Below are 17619 nucleotides of genomic sequence, written 5' to 3'. Positions count from 1 at the left end.
TCCGGAGTGACCCGATGAAGCGCCACCTGATCTCGGCCGCCGACCTCACCCGTGACGACGCCCTCCTCGTGCTCGACACGGCGGAGGAGATGGCCCGCGTCGCCGACCGCCCCATCAAGAAACTGCCGACCCTGCGCGGCCGCACGGTCGTCAACCTCTTCTTCGAGGACTCGACCCGCACCCGCATCTCCTTCGAGGCCGCCGCCAAGCGCCTGTCGGCCGACGTGATCAACTTCTCCGCCAAGGGCTCCTCGGTGTCCAAGGGCGAGTCCCTGAAGGACACCGCCCTCACCCTGGAGGCCATGGGCGCCGACGCCGTCGTCATCCGCCACCACATGTCCGGCGCCCCGCACCGGCTGGCGTACTCCGACTGGATCGGCGGCAGCGTCGTCAACGCCGGCGACGGCACCCACGAGCACCCCACGCAGGCCCTGCTCGACGCCTTCACCATGCGCCGCCACCTGTCCGGCCCCGGCCGCGACCTGGCGGGACGCCGCATCACCATCGTCGGCGACGTGCTGCACAGCCGGGTGGCCCGCTCCAACGTGCTGCTGCTGGGCACGCTCGGCGCCGAGGTCACCCTGGTGGCGCCGCCCACCCTGCTGCCGATCGGCGTCGAGAACTGGCCCTGCGAGGTCTCCTACGACCTGGACGCGGTGCTCGCCAAGTCCGACGCCGTGATGATGCTGCGCGTCCAGCGCGAACGCATGAACGCCGCCTTCTTCCCCACCGAGCGCGAGTACTCCCGCCGCTACGGCCTCGACGGCCTGCGCATGGCCGCGCTGCCCGAGCACGCCGTCGTCATGCACCCCGGCCCGATGAACCGCGGCATGGAGATCACCGCCGAGGTCGCCGACTCGCCGCGCTGCACCGCGGTCGAGCAGGTGAAGAACGGCGTCAGCATCCGCATGGCCGTCCTGTACCTGCTGCTCGGCGGCGCCGAGCCCGCCGTCTCCGCCCCCGCCCCCGCCCGCACCGAGGAGAACAACCAAGCATGAGCGCGACCCCGAAGACGCTGATCCGCGGCGCGAGGATCCTCGGCGGAGAGCCGCAGGACGTCCTGATCGACGGCGAGACCATCGCCGAGGTCGGCCCGGACCTGACCGCCCCCGAGGGGGCCACGGTGGTCGAGGCCGAGGGCAAGGTCCTCCTGCCGGGCCTGGTCGACCTCCACACGCACCTGCGCGAACCCGGTCGTGAGGACTCCGAGACCGTCCTCACCGGCACGCGGTCGGCCGCCGCGGGCGGCTACACCGCCGTCCACGCGATGGCCAACACCTTCCCCGTCGCCGACACCGCCGGCGTCGTCGAGCAGGTCTGGCGCCTTGGCCGCGAGCACGGCTACTGCGACGTCCAGCCGGTCGGCGCCGTCACCGTGGGCCTGGAGGGCAAGAAGCTCGCCGAGCTCGGCGCGATGGCCGACTCCGCCGCCGGTGTGCGGGTCTTCTCCGACGACGGCAAGTGCGTCGACGACGCCGTGATGATGCGCCGCGCCCTGGAGTACGTGAAGGCCTTCGACGGCGTCGTCGCCCAGCACGCCCAAGAGCCCCGGCTCACCGAGGGCGCCCAGATGAACGAGGGCCTCGTCTCCGGCGAGCTGGGCCTGACCGGCTGGCCCGCCGTCGCCGAGGAGTCGATCATCGCCCGTGACGTGCTGCTCGCCGCGCACGTCGGCTCCCGCGTGCACATCTGCCACCTGTCCACGGCCGGCTCGGTCGAGATCGTCCGCTGGGCCAAGTCCAAGGGCTGGGACGTCACCGCCGAGGTCACCCCGCACCACCTGCTCCTCACCGACGAGCTGGTGCGCACCTACAACCCGGTCTACAAGGTCAACCCGCCGCTGCGCACCGAAGGCGACGTCATGGCGCTGCGCGAGGCGCTCGCCGACGGCACGATCGACTGCGTCGCCACCGACCACGCCCCGCACCCGCACGAGGACAAGGACTGCGAGTGGGGCGCGGCGGCCATGGGCATGATCGGCCTGGAGACCGCGCTGTCGGTCGTCCAGCACGCCATGGTGGACACGGGCCTGCTCGACTGGGCCGGCGTCGCCGACCGGATGTCGTTCCGTCCCGCGGAGATCGGCCGGCTCTCCGGCCACGGACGGCCCGTCTCGGCTGGTGAGCCCGCGAACCTCACCCTGGTCGATCCGGCATACCGTGGTGTGGTGAATCCCGCGGGCTTCGCCTCCCGCAGCCGCAACACCCCGTACGAGGGTCTGGAGCTGCCGGGCCAGGTGTTCGCCACCTTCCTGCGGGGCAAGGCGACGGTCATGGACGGGAAGCTCTCGTGACACCTCTGGTACTCATCGCGGCGGAGGGGAAGCACTCCGCCGAGGTCACCGACTGGTCGGCCCGCATCGGCTGGGTCGTCGGGCTGCTGCTGTTCATCGCCCTCGTCTACTGGCTGATGCGCCAGGGCTGGAAGTGGCGCGGCACCCTCCAGAGCGACCTGCCCGCCCTGCCCACCGCCCCCGAGGAGCCCGGCGAGCCCCGGCTCACCCTGAGCGGCCGCTACCACGGCAGCACCACCGCCGGGCAGTGGCTGGACCGCATCGTCGCCCACGGGCTGGGCGTGCGCAGCCGGGTCGAGCTCACCCTCACCGACCGGGGACTGGACGCCCGGCGCACCGGCGCGCCGAGCTTCTTCGTCCCGGCCGCGGACCTGCGCGGCGCACGCCTCGACAAGGGCATCGCCGGAAAGGTCCTCACCGAGGGCGGCCTGCTGGTGGTCACCTGGGCGCACGGCGACCGGCTGATCGACTCCGGCTTCCGCTCGGACCACGCCGCCGAGCACGCCGCGTGGGTCGAGGCCCTGAACACTCTCACGCACGACCAGGAAGGCGCACGATGACGACCTCCACCCAGCGGCCCGCGAGGGTCCCTGCCGTACTCGTCCTGGAGGACGGCCGCACCTTCCGCGGCCGCGCCTACGGGGCCGTGGGGGAGACCTTCGGCGAGGCCGTCTTCTCCACCGGCATGACCGGCTACCAGGAGACCCTGACCGACCCGTCGTACCACCGCCAGGTCGTCGTCATGACCGCCCCGCACGTCGGCAACACCGGCGTCAACGACGAGGACCCGGAGTCCTCCCGCATCTGGGTGGCCGGTTACGTCGTCCGCGACCCCGCCCGCGTACCGTCCAACTGGCGCTCCCGTCGCACCCTGGACGAGGAGCTGACCCGTCAGGGCGTCGTCGGCATCAGCGGCATCGACACCCGGGCGCTGACCCGGCACCTGCGCGAGCGCGGCGCGATGCGCGTCGGCATCTTCTCCGGCGACAAGGCGCGGACCGACGAGGCCGCGCTCCTGGCCGCGGTCCAGGCCAGCCCCCAGATGAAGGGCGCCGACCTGTCGGCCGAGGTCGCCACCAAGGAGCCGTACGTCGTCCCGGCGGTCGGCGAGAAGAAGTTCACCGTCGCCGCGATCGACCTCGGCATCAAGGGGATGACCCCGCAGCGCATGGCCGAACGCGGCATCGAGGTGCACGTGCTGCCCGCGGGCGCCACCCTGGACGAGGTCTACGCGGTCAACCCCGACGGCGTGTTCCTCTCCAACGGCCCCGGAGACCCGGCCACCGCCGACCTGACCGTCATCCAGGGCGTCCTGCAGCGCAGGACCCCGCTGTTCGGCATCTGCTTCGGCAACCAGCTGCTCGGCCGCGCCGTCGGCTTCGGCACCTACAAGCTGAAGTACGGCCACCGCGGCATCAACCAGCCGGTGCAGGACCGTTCCACCGGCAAGGTCGAGGTCACCGCCCACAACCACGGCTTCGCCGTGGACGCGCCGCTCGACCAGGTCAGCGACACCCCGTACGGGCGGGTCGAGGTCTCCCACGTGTGCCTCAACGACGACGTGGTCGAGGGCCTGCGGCTGCTCGACACCCCCGCCTTCAGCGTCCAGTACCACCCCGAGGCCGCCGCGGGTCCGCACGACGCCGCGTACCTGTTCGACCGCTTCGTGAAGCTCATGGAGGGCCAGCGTGCCTAAGCGCACCGATATCCAGTCCGTCCTGGTCATCGGCTCCGGCCCGATCGTCATCGGCCAGGCCGCCGAGTTCGACTACTCCGGCACCCAGGCCTGCCGCGTCCTGCGCGCCGAGGGCCTGCGCGTGATCCTGGTCAACTCCAACCCGGCCACGATCATGACCGACCCGGAGATCGCCGACGCCACCTACGTCGAGCCGATCACCCCCGAGTTCGTCGAGAAGATCATCGCCAAGGAGCGCCCCGACGCGCTCCTGCCCACCCTGGGCGGCCAGACCGCGCTCAACACCGCGATCTCGCTCCACAAGGCGGGCGTCCTCGACAAGTACGGGGTCGAGCTGATCGGCGCCAACGTCGAGGCCATCAACAAGGGCGAGGACCGCGACCTGTTCAAGGACGTCGTCGAGGCCGTCCGCGCCAAGATCGGCCACGGCGAGTCCGCCCGCTCGGTCATCTGCCACACCATGGACGACGTCCTCGCCGGCGTCGACACCCTCGGCGGCTACCCCGTCGTCGTCCGCCCCTCCTTCACCATGGGCGGCGCCGGCTCCGGCTTCGCCCACGACGAGGAGGAGCTGCGCCGCATCGCCGGCCAGGGCCTGACGCTCTCCCCGACCACCGAGGTGCTCCTCGAGGAGTCCATCCTCGGCTGGAAGGAGTACGAGCTGGAGCTGATGCGCGACAAGCACGACAACGTCGTGGTCGTCTGCTCCATCGAGAACTTCGACCCCATGGGCGTGCACACCGGTGACTCCATCACCGTCGCGCCCGCGATGACGCTGACCGACCGCGAGTACCAGATCCTGCGTGACGTCGGCATCGCCGTCATCCGCGAGGTCGGCGTCGACACCGGCGGCTGCAACATCCAGTTCGCCGTCAACCCCGAGGACGGCCGGGTCATCGTGATCGAGATGAACCCGCGGGTCTCCCGCTCCTCGGCGCTCGCCTCCAAGGCGACCGGCTTCCCGATCGCCAAGATCGCCGCCAAGCTCGCCGTCGGCTACACCCTCGACGAGATCCCCAACGACATCACCGAGCAGACCCCGGCCTCCTTCGAGCCGACGCTCGACTACGTCGTCGTCAAGGTGCCGCGCTTCGCCTTCGAGAAGTTCCCCGCCGCCGACGCCACCCTCACCACCACCATGAAGTCGGTCGGCGAGGCCATGGCCATCGGCCGCAACTTCCCCGAGGCGCTGCAGAAGGCACTGCGCTCCCTGGAGAAGAAGGGCAGCCAGTTCGCCTTCACCGGCGACCCGGGCGACAAGGGCGAGTTGCTGCTCGCCGCCCGGCGCCCCACCGACGGCCGGATCAACACCGTCATGCAGGCGATCCGGGCCGGCGCCACCCCGCAGGAGGTCTTCGACGCCACGAAGATCGACCCCTGGTTCGTGGACCAGCTCTTCCTGATCAAGGAGATCGCCGACGAGCTCGCGGCCGCCGACAAGCTCGACCCCGAGCTGCTCGCCGAGGCCAAGCGGTATGGCTTCTCCGACGCCCAGCTCGCCGCGGTCCGCGGCCTGCGCGAGGACGTCGTCCGCGAGGTCCGGCACGCGCTGGGCGTCCGGCCGGTCTACAAGACGGTCGACACCTGCGCCGCCGAGTTCGCCGCCCGCACCCCGTACTTCTACTCGTCCTACGACGAGGAGAGCGAGGTCGCGCCGCGCGAGAAGCCCGCGGTGATCATTCTGGGGTCCGGTCCCAACCGCATCGGCCAGGGCATCGAGTTCGACTACTCGTGCGTCCACGCCTCCTTCGCGCTGAGCGACGCGGGCTACGAGACCGTCATGGTCAACTGCAACCCCGAGACCGTCTCCACCGACTACGACACCTCCGACCGGCTCTACTTCGAGCCGCTCACCCTGGAGGACGTCCTGGAGATCGTCCACGCCGAGCAGCAGGCCGGCCCCGTCGCCGGCGTCATCGTCCAGCTCGGCGGCCAGACCCCGCTCGGCCTGGCCCAGGCCCTGAAGGACAACGGCGTGCCGGTCGTCGGCACCTCGCCCGAGGCCATCCACCTCGCCGAGGACCGCGGCGCCTTCGGCCGCGTCCTGGACCGGGCGGGCCTGCCCGCCCCCAAGCACGGCACCGCCACCACCTTCGAGAAGGCCAAGGCCATCGCCGACGAGATCGGCTACCCGGTCCTGGTGCGGCCCTCGTACGTGCTCGGCGGCCGCGGCATGGAGATCGTCTACGACGAGACCCGCCTCGCCTCCTACATCGCCGAGTCCACCGAGATCGGCCCGGACCGCCCCGTGCTGGTCGACCGCTTCCTCGACGACGCCATCGAGATCGACGTCGACGCGCTCTACGACGGCCACGAGCTCTACCTCGGCGGCGTCATGGAGCACATCGAGGAGGCCGGCATCCACTCCGGCGACTCCGCGTGCGCCCTGCCCCCGATCACCCTCGGCGGGCACGACGTCAAGCGGCTGCGCGCCTCCACCGAGGCCATCGCCAAGGGCGTCGGCGTCCAGGGCCTGATCAACATCCAGTTCGCCCTGGCCGGGGACATCCTCTACGTGCTGGAGGCCAACCCGCGCGCCTCCCGCACCGTGCCCTTCACCTCCAAGGCGACGGCGGTCCCGCTGGCCAAGGCGGCCGCCCGCATCTCGCTCGGCGCCACCATCGCCGAGCTGCGCACCGAGGGACTTCTCCCGGCCCACGGCGACGGCGGCACCCTGCCGCTGGACGCGCCGATCTCCGTCAAGGAGGCCGTGCTGCCCTGGAGCCGCTTCCGCGACGTGCACGGCCGGGGCGTCGACACCATCCTCGGCCCGGAGATGCGCTCCACCGGCGAGGTCATGGGCATCGACTCGGTATTCGGCACGGCGTACGCAAAGTCGCAGGCCGCCGCCTACGGTGCGCTGCCGACCAAGGGCCGCGCCTTCGTCTCGGTCGCCAACCGCGACAAGCGCGCGCTGATCTTCCCGGCCCGGGCGCTGGTCGAGCACGGCTTCGAGCTGCTGGCCACCTCCGGCACCGCCGAGGTACTCAAGCGCAACGGCATCGAGGCCACCGTGGTGCGCAAGAAGAGCGAGGGCACCGGCCCCAACGGCGAGCCGACCATCATCGAGCTCATCCACGAGGGCGCCATCGACCTCATCGTCAACACCCCGTTCGGCACCGGCGGCCGCCTCGACGGCTACGACATCCGCACCGCGGCCGTCGCCCGCGGCGTCCCGTGCCTGACGACGGTGCAGGCGCTCGCCGCCGCCGTCCAGGGCGTCGACGCGCTCAACCGGGGCGACGTCGGGGTCCGCTCCCTGCAGGAACACGCGGAACACCTGACCGCCGCCCGCGAGGCGTAGGCCCGGGAGGGGGACACCGGTCCGGTGTCCCCCTCTCCACGAGCCCCCGCGCCCTGCCCCCGTGGCCCGCGGCACGGGGGGACCCCCAGCCCGCCGTGGAAGGCTTCGCATGTACTCCCTGCTGTTCAACCTGTTCTTCAAGCGCCTCGACCCCGAACAGGCCCACCACCTCGCCTTCGGTTGGATCCGGCTCGCCGCCCGGATCCCCGGTGTGCGCACCTTGGCCGCCGCCCTGCTCGCGCCGCGACACCCCGCACTGCGCACCGAGGCGCTGGGCCGCCGGATGCACGGCCCCTTCGGGCTGGCGGCCGGCTTCGACAAGAACGCCGTCGGCATCGACGGGCTCACCATGCTCGGCTTCGACCACGTCGAGATCGGCACCGTCACCGCCCAGCCGCAGCCGGGCAACCCCAGGCAGCGGCTGTTCCGCCTGGTCGCCGACCGCGCCCTGATCAACCGCATGGGCTTCAACAACGAGGGCTCCGCCGCCGTCGCCGCGCGCCTGGCCGCCCGCAGGGCGGTCTTCCCGACCACGGTCGGCGTCAACATCGGCAAGACCAAGGTCGTCCCGGAGCAGGAGGCGGTCGCCGACTACGTCACCTCCACCGAGCGGCTCGCCCGGCACGCGGACTACCTCGTCGTCAACGTCTCCTCGCCCAACACCCCCGGACTGAGGAACCTGCAGGCCGTCGACCACCTCCGGCCGCTGCTCAGCGCCGTCCGCGAGGCCGCCGACCGCACCGTGACCGATCGCCGCGTCCCCCTGCTGGTCAAGATCGCCCCGGACCTCGCCGACGAGGACGTGGACGCCGTCGCCGACCTGGCCCTCGAGCTCGGCCTGGACGGCATCATCGCCACCAACACCACCATCGCCCGCGACGGCCTCGGCCTGCGCTCGGACGCCTCACTGGTCAAGGAGACCGGCGGACTGTCCGGCGCCCCGCTCAAGGAACGCTCCCTGGAGGTGCTGCGCCGCCTGTACGCCCGCGTCGGCGACCGCATCACCCTCGTCGGCGTGGGCGGGGTCGAGAGCGCGGAGGACGTCTGGCAGCGCATCCTGGCCGGCGCCACCCTCGTGCAGGGCTACAGCGCCTTCGTCTACCGAGGCCCCTTCTGGTGCCGCACGATCCACCGGGACCTGGCCGGACTGCTGCAGGCCAGCCCGTACGCCACCCTCGCCGACGCCGTCGGCGCCGAGACCCGGAAGGAAGCCACCCCGCGATGAACCCCGAGCCCTTCGGCGCCCGGTTGCGCCGCGCCATGGACACCCGTGGACCGCTCTGCGTCGGCATCGACCCGCACTCCTCCCTGCTCTCCGACTGGGGCCTGCAGGACGACGTCGCCGGACTGGAGCGCTTCACCCGCACCGTGGTGGAGGCGCTGGCCGACCGGGTCGCCGTCCTCAAGCCGCAGAGCGCCTTCTTCGAGCGCTTCGGCTCGCGCGGCATCGCCGTCCTGGAGACGGCCGTCGCCGAGGCCCGCGCGGCCGGTGCCCTGGTGCTGATGGACGCCAAGCGCGGCGACATCGGCTCCACCATGGCCGCGTACGCGGCCACCTACCTCGACCCCGCCTCGTCGCTGTTCTCGGACGCGGTCACCGTCAGCCCGTACCTGGGGTTCGGCTCGCTGCGCCCCGCCCTGGACGCCGCCCGGGCGAGCGGCAGCGGCGTCTTCGTGCTCGCCCTGACCTCCAATCCGGAGGGCGCGGAGGTGCAGCGGTCAACCACGGCGAGCGGCGCGTCCCTCGCGCAGGTGATGCTGAACCACATCGCGGCGGAGAACGAGGGCGACCTGCCGCTCGGATCGGTCGGTGCGGTCGTCGGCGCGACGCTCGACCGGGCGGGTGTGGACCTCGCCGTGAACGGACCGCTGCTCGCCCCCGGCATCGGGGCCCAGGGCGCGACGGCGGCCGACCTTCCGCGGGTCTTCGGGGAGGCCGTGCGCAACGTCGTGCCGAGCGTCAGCCGCGGCGTGCTGAAGCTCGGACCGTCGGTCTCCGCACTGCGCGAAGCGGCGGAACGCGAGGCCGCACAGCTCGCCGAAGTCGTCAAGTAGCGGTCAAGACGTCCGGAAACCTGCGCAGATTTGTCCGAAAAGTCCTGGTCGGTTGACGCTGACCAGGACTTTTCTTCTTGTTTGCGCTGACTGACGCCGCTGGGGCCGCTAGTCTCCGTCGAGAGCGCGCAAGCTGCGCGTTTCACGTTGCCCCTGCAGGTGGGGGGCGACTAGGTTCCACACCGGTCCGTATCCGACAGTTCTACTTCCGAGGTGACGTAGGCGTGGCTCTTCCGCCCCTTACCCCTGAACAGCGCGCTGCCGCGCTCGAGAAGGCCGCCGCGGCTCGCCGGGAGCGCGCCGAGGTCAAGAATCGGCTCAAGCACTCCGGCGCCTCGCTGCACGAGGTCATCAAGCAGGGCCAGGAGAACGACGTCATCGGCAAGATGAAGGTCTCCGCCCTCCTGGAGTCCCTGCCCGGCGTGGGCAAGGTCCGCGCCAAGCAGATCATGGAGCGGCTCGGCATCTCCGAGAGCCGCCGGGTCCGTGGGCTCGGCTCCAACCAGATCGCATCCCTGGAGCGCGAGTTCGGCAGCCCCGCTGCCTGACGTTCCCAGCACCCTCCGGGAACCGGGATAATCGCTCCATGAGTGAACGTCCGCGGCTGACCGTGCTCTCCGGCCCCTCGGGGGTCGGCAAGAGCACGGTCGTCGCTCATATGCGCACAGTCCACCCCGAGGTGTGGCTCTCCGTCTCGGCCACCACCCGCAAGCCCCGCCCCGGTGAGGAGCACGGGGTGCACTACTACTTCGTCGAGAACGACGAGTTCGACAAGCTCGTCGCCAACGGCGAACTGCTGGAGTGGGCCGAGTTCGCGGGGAACCGGTACGGCACACCGCGCCAGGCGGTGCTGGAGCGCCTGGAGGCCGGCGAGCCGGTCCTGCTGGAGATCGACCTGCAGGGCGCCCGCCAGGTCCGGGAGTCGATGCCCGAGGCGCAGCTGGTCTTCCTCGCGCCTCCGAGCTGGGACGAGCTGGTCCGCCGGCTCACCGGCCGGGGCACCGAGGCTCCCGAGGTCATCGAGCGCCGGCTGGAGGCCGCGCGGGTCGAGCTGGCGGCCGAGCCGGAGTTCGACACCACCCTGGTGAACACCTCCGTCGAGGACGTCGCGCGCGAGCTGCTAGCCTTGATGGCTGTAGTCTGATCTTTTTGCACCCAATCGGAAGGTAGAGCGTGTCCTCTTCCATCACCACGCCCGAGGGCATCATCAACCCGCCGATCGACGAGCTGCTCGAGGCAACCGACTCGAAGTACAGCCTCGTGATCTACGCGGCCAAGCGTGCCCGTCAGATCAACGCCTACTACTCGCAGCTCGGCGAGGGCCTGCTCGAGTACGTCGGTCCGCTCGTGGACACCCACGTGCACGAGAAGCCGCTGTCGATCGCGCTGCGCGAGATCAACGCGGGTCTGCTGACCTCCGAGGCCGTCGAGGGCCCCGCTCAGTAACCGCGCCCAGGTGTTTCACCACGGGCCCGGCGGCACGACCGCCGGGCCCGTGGTGTGTCATGGGTGGTACGCACCACGGTCCAACACAGCGCGGGAGAGGTCGATGGGGAAGCCACAGGTCGTCCTGGGTGTGAGCGGCGGGATCGCCGCCTACAAGGCGTGCGAGCTGCTGCGCCGGTTCACCGAGTCGGGCCACGACGTGCGCGTCGTGCCCACGGCCTCGGCGCTGCACTTCGTCGGAGAGGCCACCTGGTCGGCACTGTCGGGCAACCCCGTCTCGACCGAGGTGTGGGAGAGCGTCCACGAGGTGCCGCACGTGCGCATCGGACAGGGCGCGGACCTCGTCGTGGTCGCCCCCGCCACCGCCGACGTGCTCGCCAAGGCCGCCCACGGGCTCGCCGACGACCTGCTCACCAACACCCTGCTCACCGCGCGCTGTCCCGTGGTGTTCGTGCCCGCCATGCACACCGAGATGTGGGAGCACGCCGCCACCCAGGAGAACGTGGCGACGCTGCGCCGCCGCGGCTCCATCGTCCTCGAGCCCGCGGTCGGCCGCCTCACCGGCGTCGACACCGGCAAGGGCCGGCTGCCCGAGCCCGCCGAGATCTTCGAGGCCTGCCGCCGCGTGCTGCTGCGCGGCCCCCGGGCGCTGGAGACCGACCTGGCCGGACGCCACGTCGTCATCAGCGCCGGCGGCACCCGCGAGCCCCTCGACCCCGTCCGCTACCTGGGCAACCGCTCGTCGGGCAAGCAGGGTTACGCGCTCGCCCGCACGGCCCTGGCCCGGGGCGCCAGGGTCACCCTGGTCTCAGCCAACACCGGCCTCGCCGACCCGGCGGGGGCGGACGTGGTGCGCGTGGGCACGGCGGTGCAGCTGCGCGAGGCCGTGCTGAAGGCCGCGTCCGACGCCGACGTGGTCGTGATGGCGGCCGCCGTCGCCGACTTCCGCCCGGCGCGCTACGCCGAGGGCAAGATCAAGAAGAAGGACGGCGAGGAGCCCGCACCCGTGGAACTGGTGCGCAACCCCGACGTGCTCGCCGAGCTTTCAGCCGAACGGCCGCACCCCGCCCAGATCGTCGTCGGCTTCGCCGCCGAGACCGACGACGTCCTCGCCAACGGTCGCGCCAAGCTCGCCCGCAAGGGCTGTGACCTGCTGGTCGTCAACGAGGTGGGGGACCACAAGGCCTTCGGCTCCGAGGAGAACGAGGCCGTCGTGCTCGGCGCCGACGGCAGCGAGACCGCCGTGCCGTACGGGCCCAAGGAGGCGCTGGCCGAGCAGGTCTGGGACCTGGTCGCCGCCCGCCTGCCTCGATGACACTTCGGGGCGGTACGTGTCCCCTACTGGCGTTCCGTCCCGAGGTGATGCACAGTGTCGCAGGTCACGGCATATCCAAGGTGCGAGATGCCGTGTCCCTGCGCATGGTCGACAGATAAACTGACCCATGGCCCGCCAGGCGCAGCCCTGCGCGAGCCGCCAATGATCAGCCAGCAGCCGCTGCAACCCCAGGGAGCGATGTGTCCCGCCGCCTGTTCACCTCGGAGTCCGTGACCGAGGGTCACCCCGACAAGATCGCTGACCAGATCAGCGACACGATCCTCGACGCGCTGCTCAAGGAGGACCCCTCCTCGCGCGTCGCCGTCGAGACGCTGATCACCACCGGTCTGGTGCACGTCGCCGGAGAGGTCACCACCAAGGGATACGCGGACATCGCGACCCTGGTGCGGAACAAGATCCTCGAGATCGGCTACGACTCGTCGAAGAAGGGCTTCGACGGCGCCTCCTGCGGTGTCTCGGTCTCCATCGGTGCGCAGTCCCCGGATATCGCGCAGGGCGTCGACACGGCGTACGAGAGCCGGGTCGAGGGCGATGACGACGAGCTCGACAAGCAGGGTGCGGGCGACCAGGGCCTGATGTTCGGCTACGCCTGCGACGAGACCCCCGAGCTGATGCCGCTCCCGATCACGCTGGCGCACCGGCTCTCCCGGCGGCTGTCCGAGGTCCGCAAGAACGGGACCATCCCCTACCTGCGCCCGGACGGCAAGACCCAGGTCACCATCGAGTACAACGGCGACAAGGCCGTGCGCCTCGACACCGTGGTGGTCTCCTCGCAGCACGCCAGCGACATCGACCTCGAGTCGCTGCTCGCGCCCGACATCCGCGAGTTCGTCGTGGAGCCGGAGCTGAAGGCGCTGCTCGACGACGGCATCAAGATCGACACCGACGGGTACCGGCTGCTGGTCAACCCCACCGGGCGCTTCGAGATCGGCGGCCCGATGGGCGACGCCGGCCTCACCGGCCGCAAGATCATCATCGACACCTACGGCGGCATGGCCCGCCACGGCGGCGGCGCCTTCTCCGGCAAGGACCCGTCCAAGGTCGACCGCTCCGCCGCCTACGCCATGCGCTGGGTCGCCAAGAACGTCGTCGCCGCGGGCCTCGCCTCGCGCTGCGAGGTCCAGGTCGCCTACGCGATCGGCAAGGCCGAGCCCGTCGGCCTGTTCGTGGAGACCTTCGGCACCCACACCGTGGACCACGAGAAGATCGAGCAGGCCATCGGCCAGGTCTTCGACCTCCGCCCGGCCGCGATCATCCGCGACCTCGACCTGCTGCGCCCGATCTACTCCCAGACCGCGGCGTACGGCCACTTCGGCCGCGAGCTGCCGGACTTCACCTGGGAGCGCACCGACCGCGTCGAGGCGCTGCGCCAGGCGGCCGGCTTCTAGGCCCTACCGTCGGGGGCGCGCCCGCCCCACGGCCTGACGACGGCCCCGGACCCCAGCGGTCCGGGGCCGTCGGCGTGCGCGGGGACACCTCCGGCGGCGTCCGGTGTCCGACGCGTCTGGTAACACTGAGGCTGTGAGCAGCGAGGACGACCGGCAGGTGTCCCCGGCGGCGGAGCCGCACGGGGGAGAGCAGCTCGCCCTCATCCGGGAGACCGTGCGCAAGGCCAAGGAGCCCCGCGCCAAGCCGCGGACCTGGCGGGGCGCGGCGCTGGCCGAGGGGCTGCCGGTGGCCCGCGTCCTGGTCGACAAGGGCCTGCTCCACCTCGACCAGTACTTCGACTACGCGGTGCCCGCCGCGATGGACGCCGAGGCGCGGCCCGGCGTGCGCGTCCGGGTGCGCTTCGGCGGCCGCGTGGGCAAGGGCGGCCGCCGCGAGGGCGGGGAGCTGCACGACGGCTTCATCGTGGACCGCCTCACCGAGAGCGACTACCGCGGCCCCCTCGCCCCGCTCGCCCAGGTCCTGTCCCCCGAGGAGGTGCTGACCCCCGGGCTGCTGCGGCTGTGCCGGGCCGTCGCCGACCGCTACGCGGGCGCCCTCGCCGACATCGTGCAGCTCGCGGTGCCACCGCGCCGGGCCAAGGTCGAGGCGGAGCCGGTACGGGAGCCACTGCCCGTTCCCGGCGCGCCCGAGCCCGGGCCGTGGCGGCGCTACCCGACCGGGCCGGCGTTCCTGCAGGCGCTGGCCCGCGGCGACACCCCGCGGGCGGTGTGGACGGCGCTGCCCGGGCCCCACTGGCCCGAGGAGATCGCCCGCGCCATGGCGGCGACGCTCGCCTCGGGACGCGGGGCGCTCGCCGTCGTACCGGACGGCCGCGCGGCCGCCCGCGTCGACGAGGCGCTGACCGCGATCGTCGGCGAGGGCCGCCATGTGCTGCTGACCGCCGACGCCGGGCCGGAGGAGCGGTACCGCCGCTGGCTGGCGGTGAGCCGGGGCAGCGTACGCGCCGTCGTCGGCACCCGGGCCGCGATGTTCGCGCCCGTGGCGGAGCTGGGGCTGGCCGTGCTCTGGGACGACGGCGACTCCAGCCACGCCGAGCAGCACGCACCGCAGCCGCACGCCCGGGACGTCCTGCTGCTGCGGGCCGCGGAGGAGCGGGCGGGCTTCCTGCTCGGCGGCCTCACCTGCACCGTGGAGGGCGCGCAGTTGGTCGACACCCAGTGGGCGCTGCCGCTGACCGCACCGCGCGAGCGGGTCCGGGCCGCCGCGCCCCTGGTCCGTACCGTCGGCGAGGGCGACGAGGCGCGGGACGCCGCGGCGCGCGCGGCGCGGCTGCCGTCGGTGGCGTGGCAGGTGACCCGGGACGCGCTGCAGCGCGGCCCGGTGCTGGTGCAGGTGCCCCGGCGGGGCTACGTACCGCGGCTGGCCTGCGAGCGCTGCCGCGAGCCCGCCCGGTGCGCGCACTGCGCGGGACCGCTGCAGCTCGGCGACGGGGAGAGCGCGCCGCACTGCGGCTGGTGCGGGCGGCCCGAGGCGGCCTGGCACTGCAAGGAGTGCGGCGGCTTCCGGCTGCGCGCGCAGGTGGTCGGTGCCCGGCGCACCGCCGACGAGCTCGGCCGGTCCTTCCCCAAGGTGCCGGTGCGGACCTCCGGGCGGGACGGCGTACTGGCCTCGGTGCCGGGCACGCCCTCGCTGGTGATCTCGACCCCGGGCGCCGAACCGGTCGCGGAGGGCGGCTACGCCGCGGCGCTGCTGCTGGACGGCTGGGCGCTGCTCAACCGCCCGGACCTGCGGGCGGGGGAGGAGACCCTGCGCCGCTGGGCGGCCGCGGCGGCGTTGGTGCGCCCGGCCGGCGAGGGCGGCACGGTGGTCGTCATCGGGGAGCCCACGCTGCGTCCCGTGCAGGCCCTCGTCCGCTGGGACCCGGTCGGCCACGCGGTGCGCGAGCTGGCCGAACGTGCCGAGCTGGGCTTCCCCCCGGTCTCCCGGATGGCCGCCGTCAGCGGCCGTCCAGCCGCCGTCGCCGACCTGCTGGCCACGGTCCGGCTCCCGGAGGGCACCGACGTGCTCGGCCCGGTGCCGCTGCCGATCACCGATCCCGCGCGGCCCCGTCGTTCCGGGGACACCCCACCCGGAGAGCGCTGGGAGCGCGTGCTGCTGCGCGTGCCGCCGGGCAAGGGCTCCGCCCTGGCCGCCGCGCTGAAGTCCGCGCAGACCGCCCGCATCGCCCGCAAGGAGCCCGACCCGGTCCGGGTCCGCATCGACCCGCCCGACATCGGCTAGCGCCCCGGGCGGCGCGTAAGGCGTCGGCGATGGCGGCGCCGCGTCGCCGTCCGCGTGGGGAGCCCGCCCCGCGTGGCGCCCGTGGCGGGAGTCGGCCGGTGGAGAGTGCGTCCTCGTCGGGTCGGTGCCGCGGGGTGTCTCCGGCCGATGGCGTCGCGTCGAGTCCGCGCGGACCGCCCCGGATCGCGCGCGGGGAGCATGACCTGGGTGAGCCCCGGTTGTGTGAGGCGGCCGGGTGGAGCGGGTGCCGCCGCCCTGTAGTGGCGCCGCCCTGGCGGGCGTTGCACTCCGCGGGGGCGCTCGCATCAGCCGCTGCCGGCCGGACCCGGGTGGGGACCCGGCGGTGGGTGCGGGCGGAGAGAGCCGATCACCGGCGCCGGGCGGTCCTGCTGTTCGAGGGGCACCCATCGCGTGGGCCTGGGGAGTGCACGCTGTTCCGGCCGGCGATGGCGCCGCCTTGGCGGCCGCGTTGGCCGTACGCGGAGGCCCGGCCCGGGTGGCGCCCCCGTCCTGAGGGAGCGCCGCGGGGTGGCTGTGGCCGGGGAAATGCGCTTGACGCACCGTCCTAGGGTTCCGGGCATGACCAGCACGCTCCGTCTGGAGAAGATCACCCCCGACAACGTCGGCGCCGCGATCGCCCTGAAGGTCCGCCCCGGCCAGGAACACCTGGTCGCGCCGGTCGTGAAGTCCCTCGCGGAGGCGTACGCGTACGGGGAGACGGCCTGGCCCCGGCTGATCGTCGACGGCGACCGGATCGTCGGTTTCCTGATGGCCTTCTTCGACATCGACTTCGCGGCCGACGGAACCGGCACCGACCTCCGCTCCGGTCTGTGGCGCCTCGCCGTCGAGTCCGTGGCGGCGGAGATCCTGCGCCGGGGCGGCACCCGGGTCACCACCACCTGGCATCCCGGCGAGGACGGCCCGGAACGTTTCTACCTGGGGCTCGGCTTCCGGCCCACAGGGGAGTCCAGCGGTGGCCAGACCGTGGGGGAGCTGGAGCTGGATCCGGCCCGGCTGCCGGCGGAGCACCGGCGGCCCTGACCGCGGTGCGTCCGTACCCGTACGCGCCCGTACGCGCCCGCCCCGGCGGCCGTCCTGTCGGCGTGGCGGGCGGCGGGGCGGGCGGGCCCGGGGAGCCGCCGGATCAGCCCGTGCGCGGGGAGGGGACCGCTCCGGGGACGGCCTCGTCGCGGGGGGCGGGGCCGGCGTGCGCGGGCATCGCGCGGGCCGCGGGCACGGAGGGCAGCACCGCCGGGGCCGGGGGATCGCCGTGCACCTCCGCCACGGCCGCTCCGGGCGGCGCCGAGCGCCGGTTGCCGTACCGCCGGTGGACGGCCTGCTTGGTGACGCCCAGCGCGGAGCCGACGGCGTCCCAGCTGAAGCCCAGGGAGCGGTCGAACTCGACGGCCGCGGTCACCAGGGTCTCGACGCTGTCCCGCAGCTCCTGGGCGAGCCGGACGGTGGGAGCGGGGGCGCGGCCGTAGACCACGAATCCCGCGGACGGCCCGCCGCGGCGGGGACGGTAGACGTTGCCCAGCTGGGTGGTGAGGGTGCGCAGCGCGTCGACCTGTCGGCGGACCCGCTCGATGTCCCGCACCAGCAGGTGAAGGCTCGCCCTGGCCTGGGCGTCATGAGTTGCGTGTTCGGGCATCAACTGGCCTCTCGAACCGGCTCTTGTGGGTCAAACTCCATTGACCAACGCGCCAGACTCCCGTGGAGTCACGCATCGGGGGCGCATCGCACCCTTCGGGGGGCGTGCGCAGGGGTGCGCGCCCCCACCCCACCGGCCCATAGACTGGGGCGGTTGCCCTGTCCCCGTC

Annotated in this window: 15 protein-coding genes; 14 read left to right on the top strand and 1 reads right to left on the bottom strand. The window is 72.8% G+C overall.

What is annotated here, in order from left to right; genetic code table 11:
• Positions 1–14 precede the first annotated feature (14 nt).
• The 14 genes from ABZ312_RS04075 to ABZ312_RS04010 all read left to right on the top strand — a co-directional run bounded on the left by ABZ312_RS04075 (position 15) and on the right by ABZ312_RS04010 (position 16840).
• The gene (locus tag ABZ312_RS04075; RefSeq protein WP_499510771.1) at positions 15–998 is read left to right on the top strand and encodes an aspartate carbamoyltransferase catalytic subunit; all 984 of its coding nucleotides are present in this window, start codon (positions 15–17) and stop codon (positions 996–998) included.
• The gene (locus tag ABZ312_RS04070) at positions 995–2293 is read left to right on the top strand and encodes a dihydroorotase (RefSeq protein WP_500436428.1); all 1299 of its coding nucleotides are present in this window, start codon (positions 995–997) and stop codon (positions 2291–2293) included. The genes ABZ312_RS04075 and ABZ312_RS04070 overlap by 4 nt, the downstream gene beginning before the upstream one ends.
• Positions 2290–2853, top strand: coding sequence for a PH-like domain-containing protein (locus ABZ312_RS04065; protein ID WP_500324413.1), 564 nt, complete (start codon positions 2290–2292; stop codon positions 2851–2853). Before ABZ312_RS04070 ends, ABZ312_RS04065 begins: the two co-directional genes overlap by 4 nt.
• On the top strand, positions 2850–3989 hold the full coding sequence (gene carA / locus ABZ312_RS04060) for a glutamine-hydrolyzing carbamoyl-phosphate synthase small subunit (protein WP_500324412.1): 1140 nt from the start codon (positions 2850–2852) through the stop codon (positions 3987–3989). The genes ABZ312_RS04065 and carA overlap by 4 nt, the downstream gene beginning before the upstream one ends.
• Complete coding sequence (gene carB, locus ABZ312_RS04055; RefSeq protein ID WP_500359937.1) at positions 3982–7293, top strand: carbamoyl-phosphate synthase large subunit; 3312 nt, start codon at positions 3982–3984, stop codon at positions 7291–7293. The genes carA and carB overlap by 8 nt, the downstream gene beginning before the upstream one ends.
• Positions 7294–7402: 109 nt before the next feature.
• A complete protein-coding gene (locus tag ABZ312_RS04050) occupies positions 7403–8518 on the top strand; it encodes a quinone-dependent dihydroorotate dehydrogenase (RefSeq protein ID WP_500324410.1) in 1116 nt (371 codons plus the stop codon).
• Entirely contained in the window at positions 8515–9348 is an 834-nt protein-coding gene (pyrF, locus tag ABZ312_RS04045; RefSeq protein WP_500359938.1) for an orotidine-5'-phosphate decarboxylase, read from the top strand. The genes ABZ312_RS04050 and pyrF overlap by 4 nt, the downstream gene beginning before the upstream one ends.
• 224 nt (positions 9349–9572) lie before the next feature.
• On the top strand, positions 9573–9896 hold the full coding sequence (locus ABZ312_RS04040) for an integration host factor (RefSeq protein ID WP_018564176.1): 324 nt from the start codon (positions 9573–9575) through the stop codon (positions 9894–9896).
• Positions 9897–9934: 38 nt separating this feature from the next.
• The gene (gene gmk / locus ABZ312_RS04035; RefSeq protein WP_499510764.1) at positions 9935–10492 is read left to right on the top strand and encodes a guanylate kinase; all 558 of its coding nucleotides are present in this window, start codon (positions 9935–9937) and stop codon (positions 10490–10492) included.
• Between the two features lie 29 nt (positions 10493–10521).
• Positions 10522–10794: a DNA-directed RNA polymerase subunit omega gene (gene rpoZ, locus ABZ312_RS04030; protein WP_030610454.1), complete on the top strand. Its 273-nt coding sequence runs from the start codon at positions 10522–10524 to the stop codon at positions 10792–10794.
• 103 nt (positions 10795–10897) lie between these two features.
• The gene (coaBC, locus tag ABZ312_RS04025; RefSeq protein WP_500324408.1) at positions 10898–12109 is read left to right on the top strand and encodes a bifunctional phosphopantothenoylcysteine decarboxylase/phosphopantothenate--cysteine ligase CoaBC; all 1212 of its coding nucleotides are present in this window, start codon (positions 10898–10900) and stop codon (positions 12107–12109) included.
• A gap of 200 nt (positions 12110–12309) precedes the next feature.
• Positions 12310–13518, top strand: coding sequence for a methionine adenosyltransferase (gene metK, locus ABZ312_RS04020; RefSeq protein WP_500324407.1), 1209 nt, complete (start codon positions 12310–12312; stop codon positions 13516–13518).
• Between the two features lie 133 nt (positions 13519–13651).
• On the top strand, positions 13652–15799 hold the full coding sequence (locus ABZ312_RS04015; protein WP_500324406.1) for a primosomal protein N': 2148 nt from the start codon (positions 13652–13654) through the stop codon (positions 15797–15799).
• Between the two features lie 579 nt (positions 15800–16378).
• Complete coding sequence (locus ABZ312_RS04010) at positions 16379–16840, top strand: GNAT family N-acetyltransferase (RefSeq protein ID WP_500436426.1); 462 nt, start codon at positions 16379–16381, stop codon at positions 16838–16840.
• 103 nt (positions 16841–16943) lie between these two features.
• On the opposite strand, the gene ABZ312_RS04005 is transcribed toward ABZ312_RS04010, so the two are convergent.
• Positions 16944–17450, bottom strand: a complete 507-nt coding sequence (locus ABZ312_RS04005) for a hypothetical protein (RefSeq protein ID WP_500324404.1) — start codon at positions 17448–17450, stop codon at positions 16944–16946.
• Positions 17451–17619: the final 169 nt, after the last annotated feature.

Source organism: Streptomyces sp. NPDC006207 (genome assembly GCF_040613835.1).
In the GTDB taxonomy this organism is placed as follows: Bacteria; Actinomycetota; Actinomycetes; order Streptomycetales; family Streptomycetaceae; genus Actinacidiphila.
The sequence above is the reverse complement of the archived record's forward strand: the minus strand, read 5'-3'. Positions and strand labels throughout refer to the sequence as shown.

What these genes read in the sequence shown, in the direction of transcription:
- ABZ312_RS04075 (WP_499510771.1), top strand. Translation starts at nt 15, where the DNA reads ATGAAGCGCCACCTGATCTCGGCCGCCGACCTCACCCGTGACGACGCC.
- ABZ312_RS04070 (WP_500436428.1), top strand. Translation starts at nt 995, where the DNA reads ATGAGCGCGACCCCGAAGACGCTGATCCGCGGCGCGAGGATCCTCGGC.
- carA (WP_500324412.1), top strand. Translation starts at nt 2,850, where the DNA reads ATGACGACCTCCACCCAGCGGCCCGCGAGGGTCCCTGCCGTACTCGTC.
- ABZ312_RS04050 (WP_500324410.1), top strand. Translation starts at nt 7,403, where the DNA reads ATGTACTCCCTGCTGTTCAACCTGTTCTTCAAGCGCCTCGACCCCGAA.
- pyrF (WP_500359938.1), top strand. Translation starts at nt 8,515, where the DNA reads ATGAACCCCGAGCCCTTCGGCGCCCGGTTGCGCCGCGCCATGGACACC.
- gmk (WP_499510764.1), top strand. Translation starts at nt 9,935, where the DNA reads ATGAGTGAACGTCCGCGGCTGACCGTGCTCTCCGGCCCCTCGGGGGTC.
- coaBC (WP_500324408.1), top strand. Translation starts at nt 10,898, where the DNA reads ATGGGGAAGCCACAGGTCGTCCTGGGTGTGAGCGGCGGGATCGCCGCC.
- ABZ312_RS04010 (WP_500436426.1), top strand. Translation starts at nt 16,379, where the DNA reads ATGACCAGCACGCTCCGTCTGGAGAAGATCACCCCCGACAACGTCGGC.
- ABZ312_RS04005 (WP_500324404.1), bottom strand. Translation starts at nt 17,450, where the DNA reads ATGCCCGAACACGCAACTCATGACGCCCAGGCCAGGGCGAGCCTTCAC.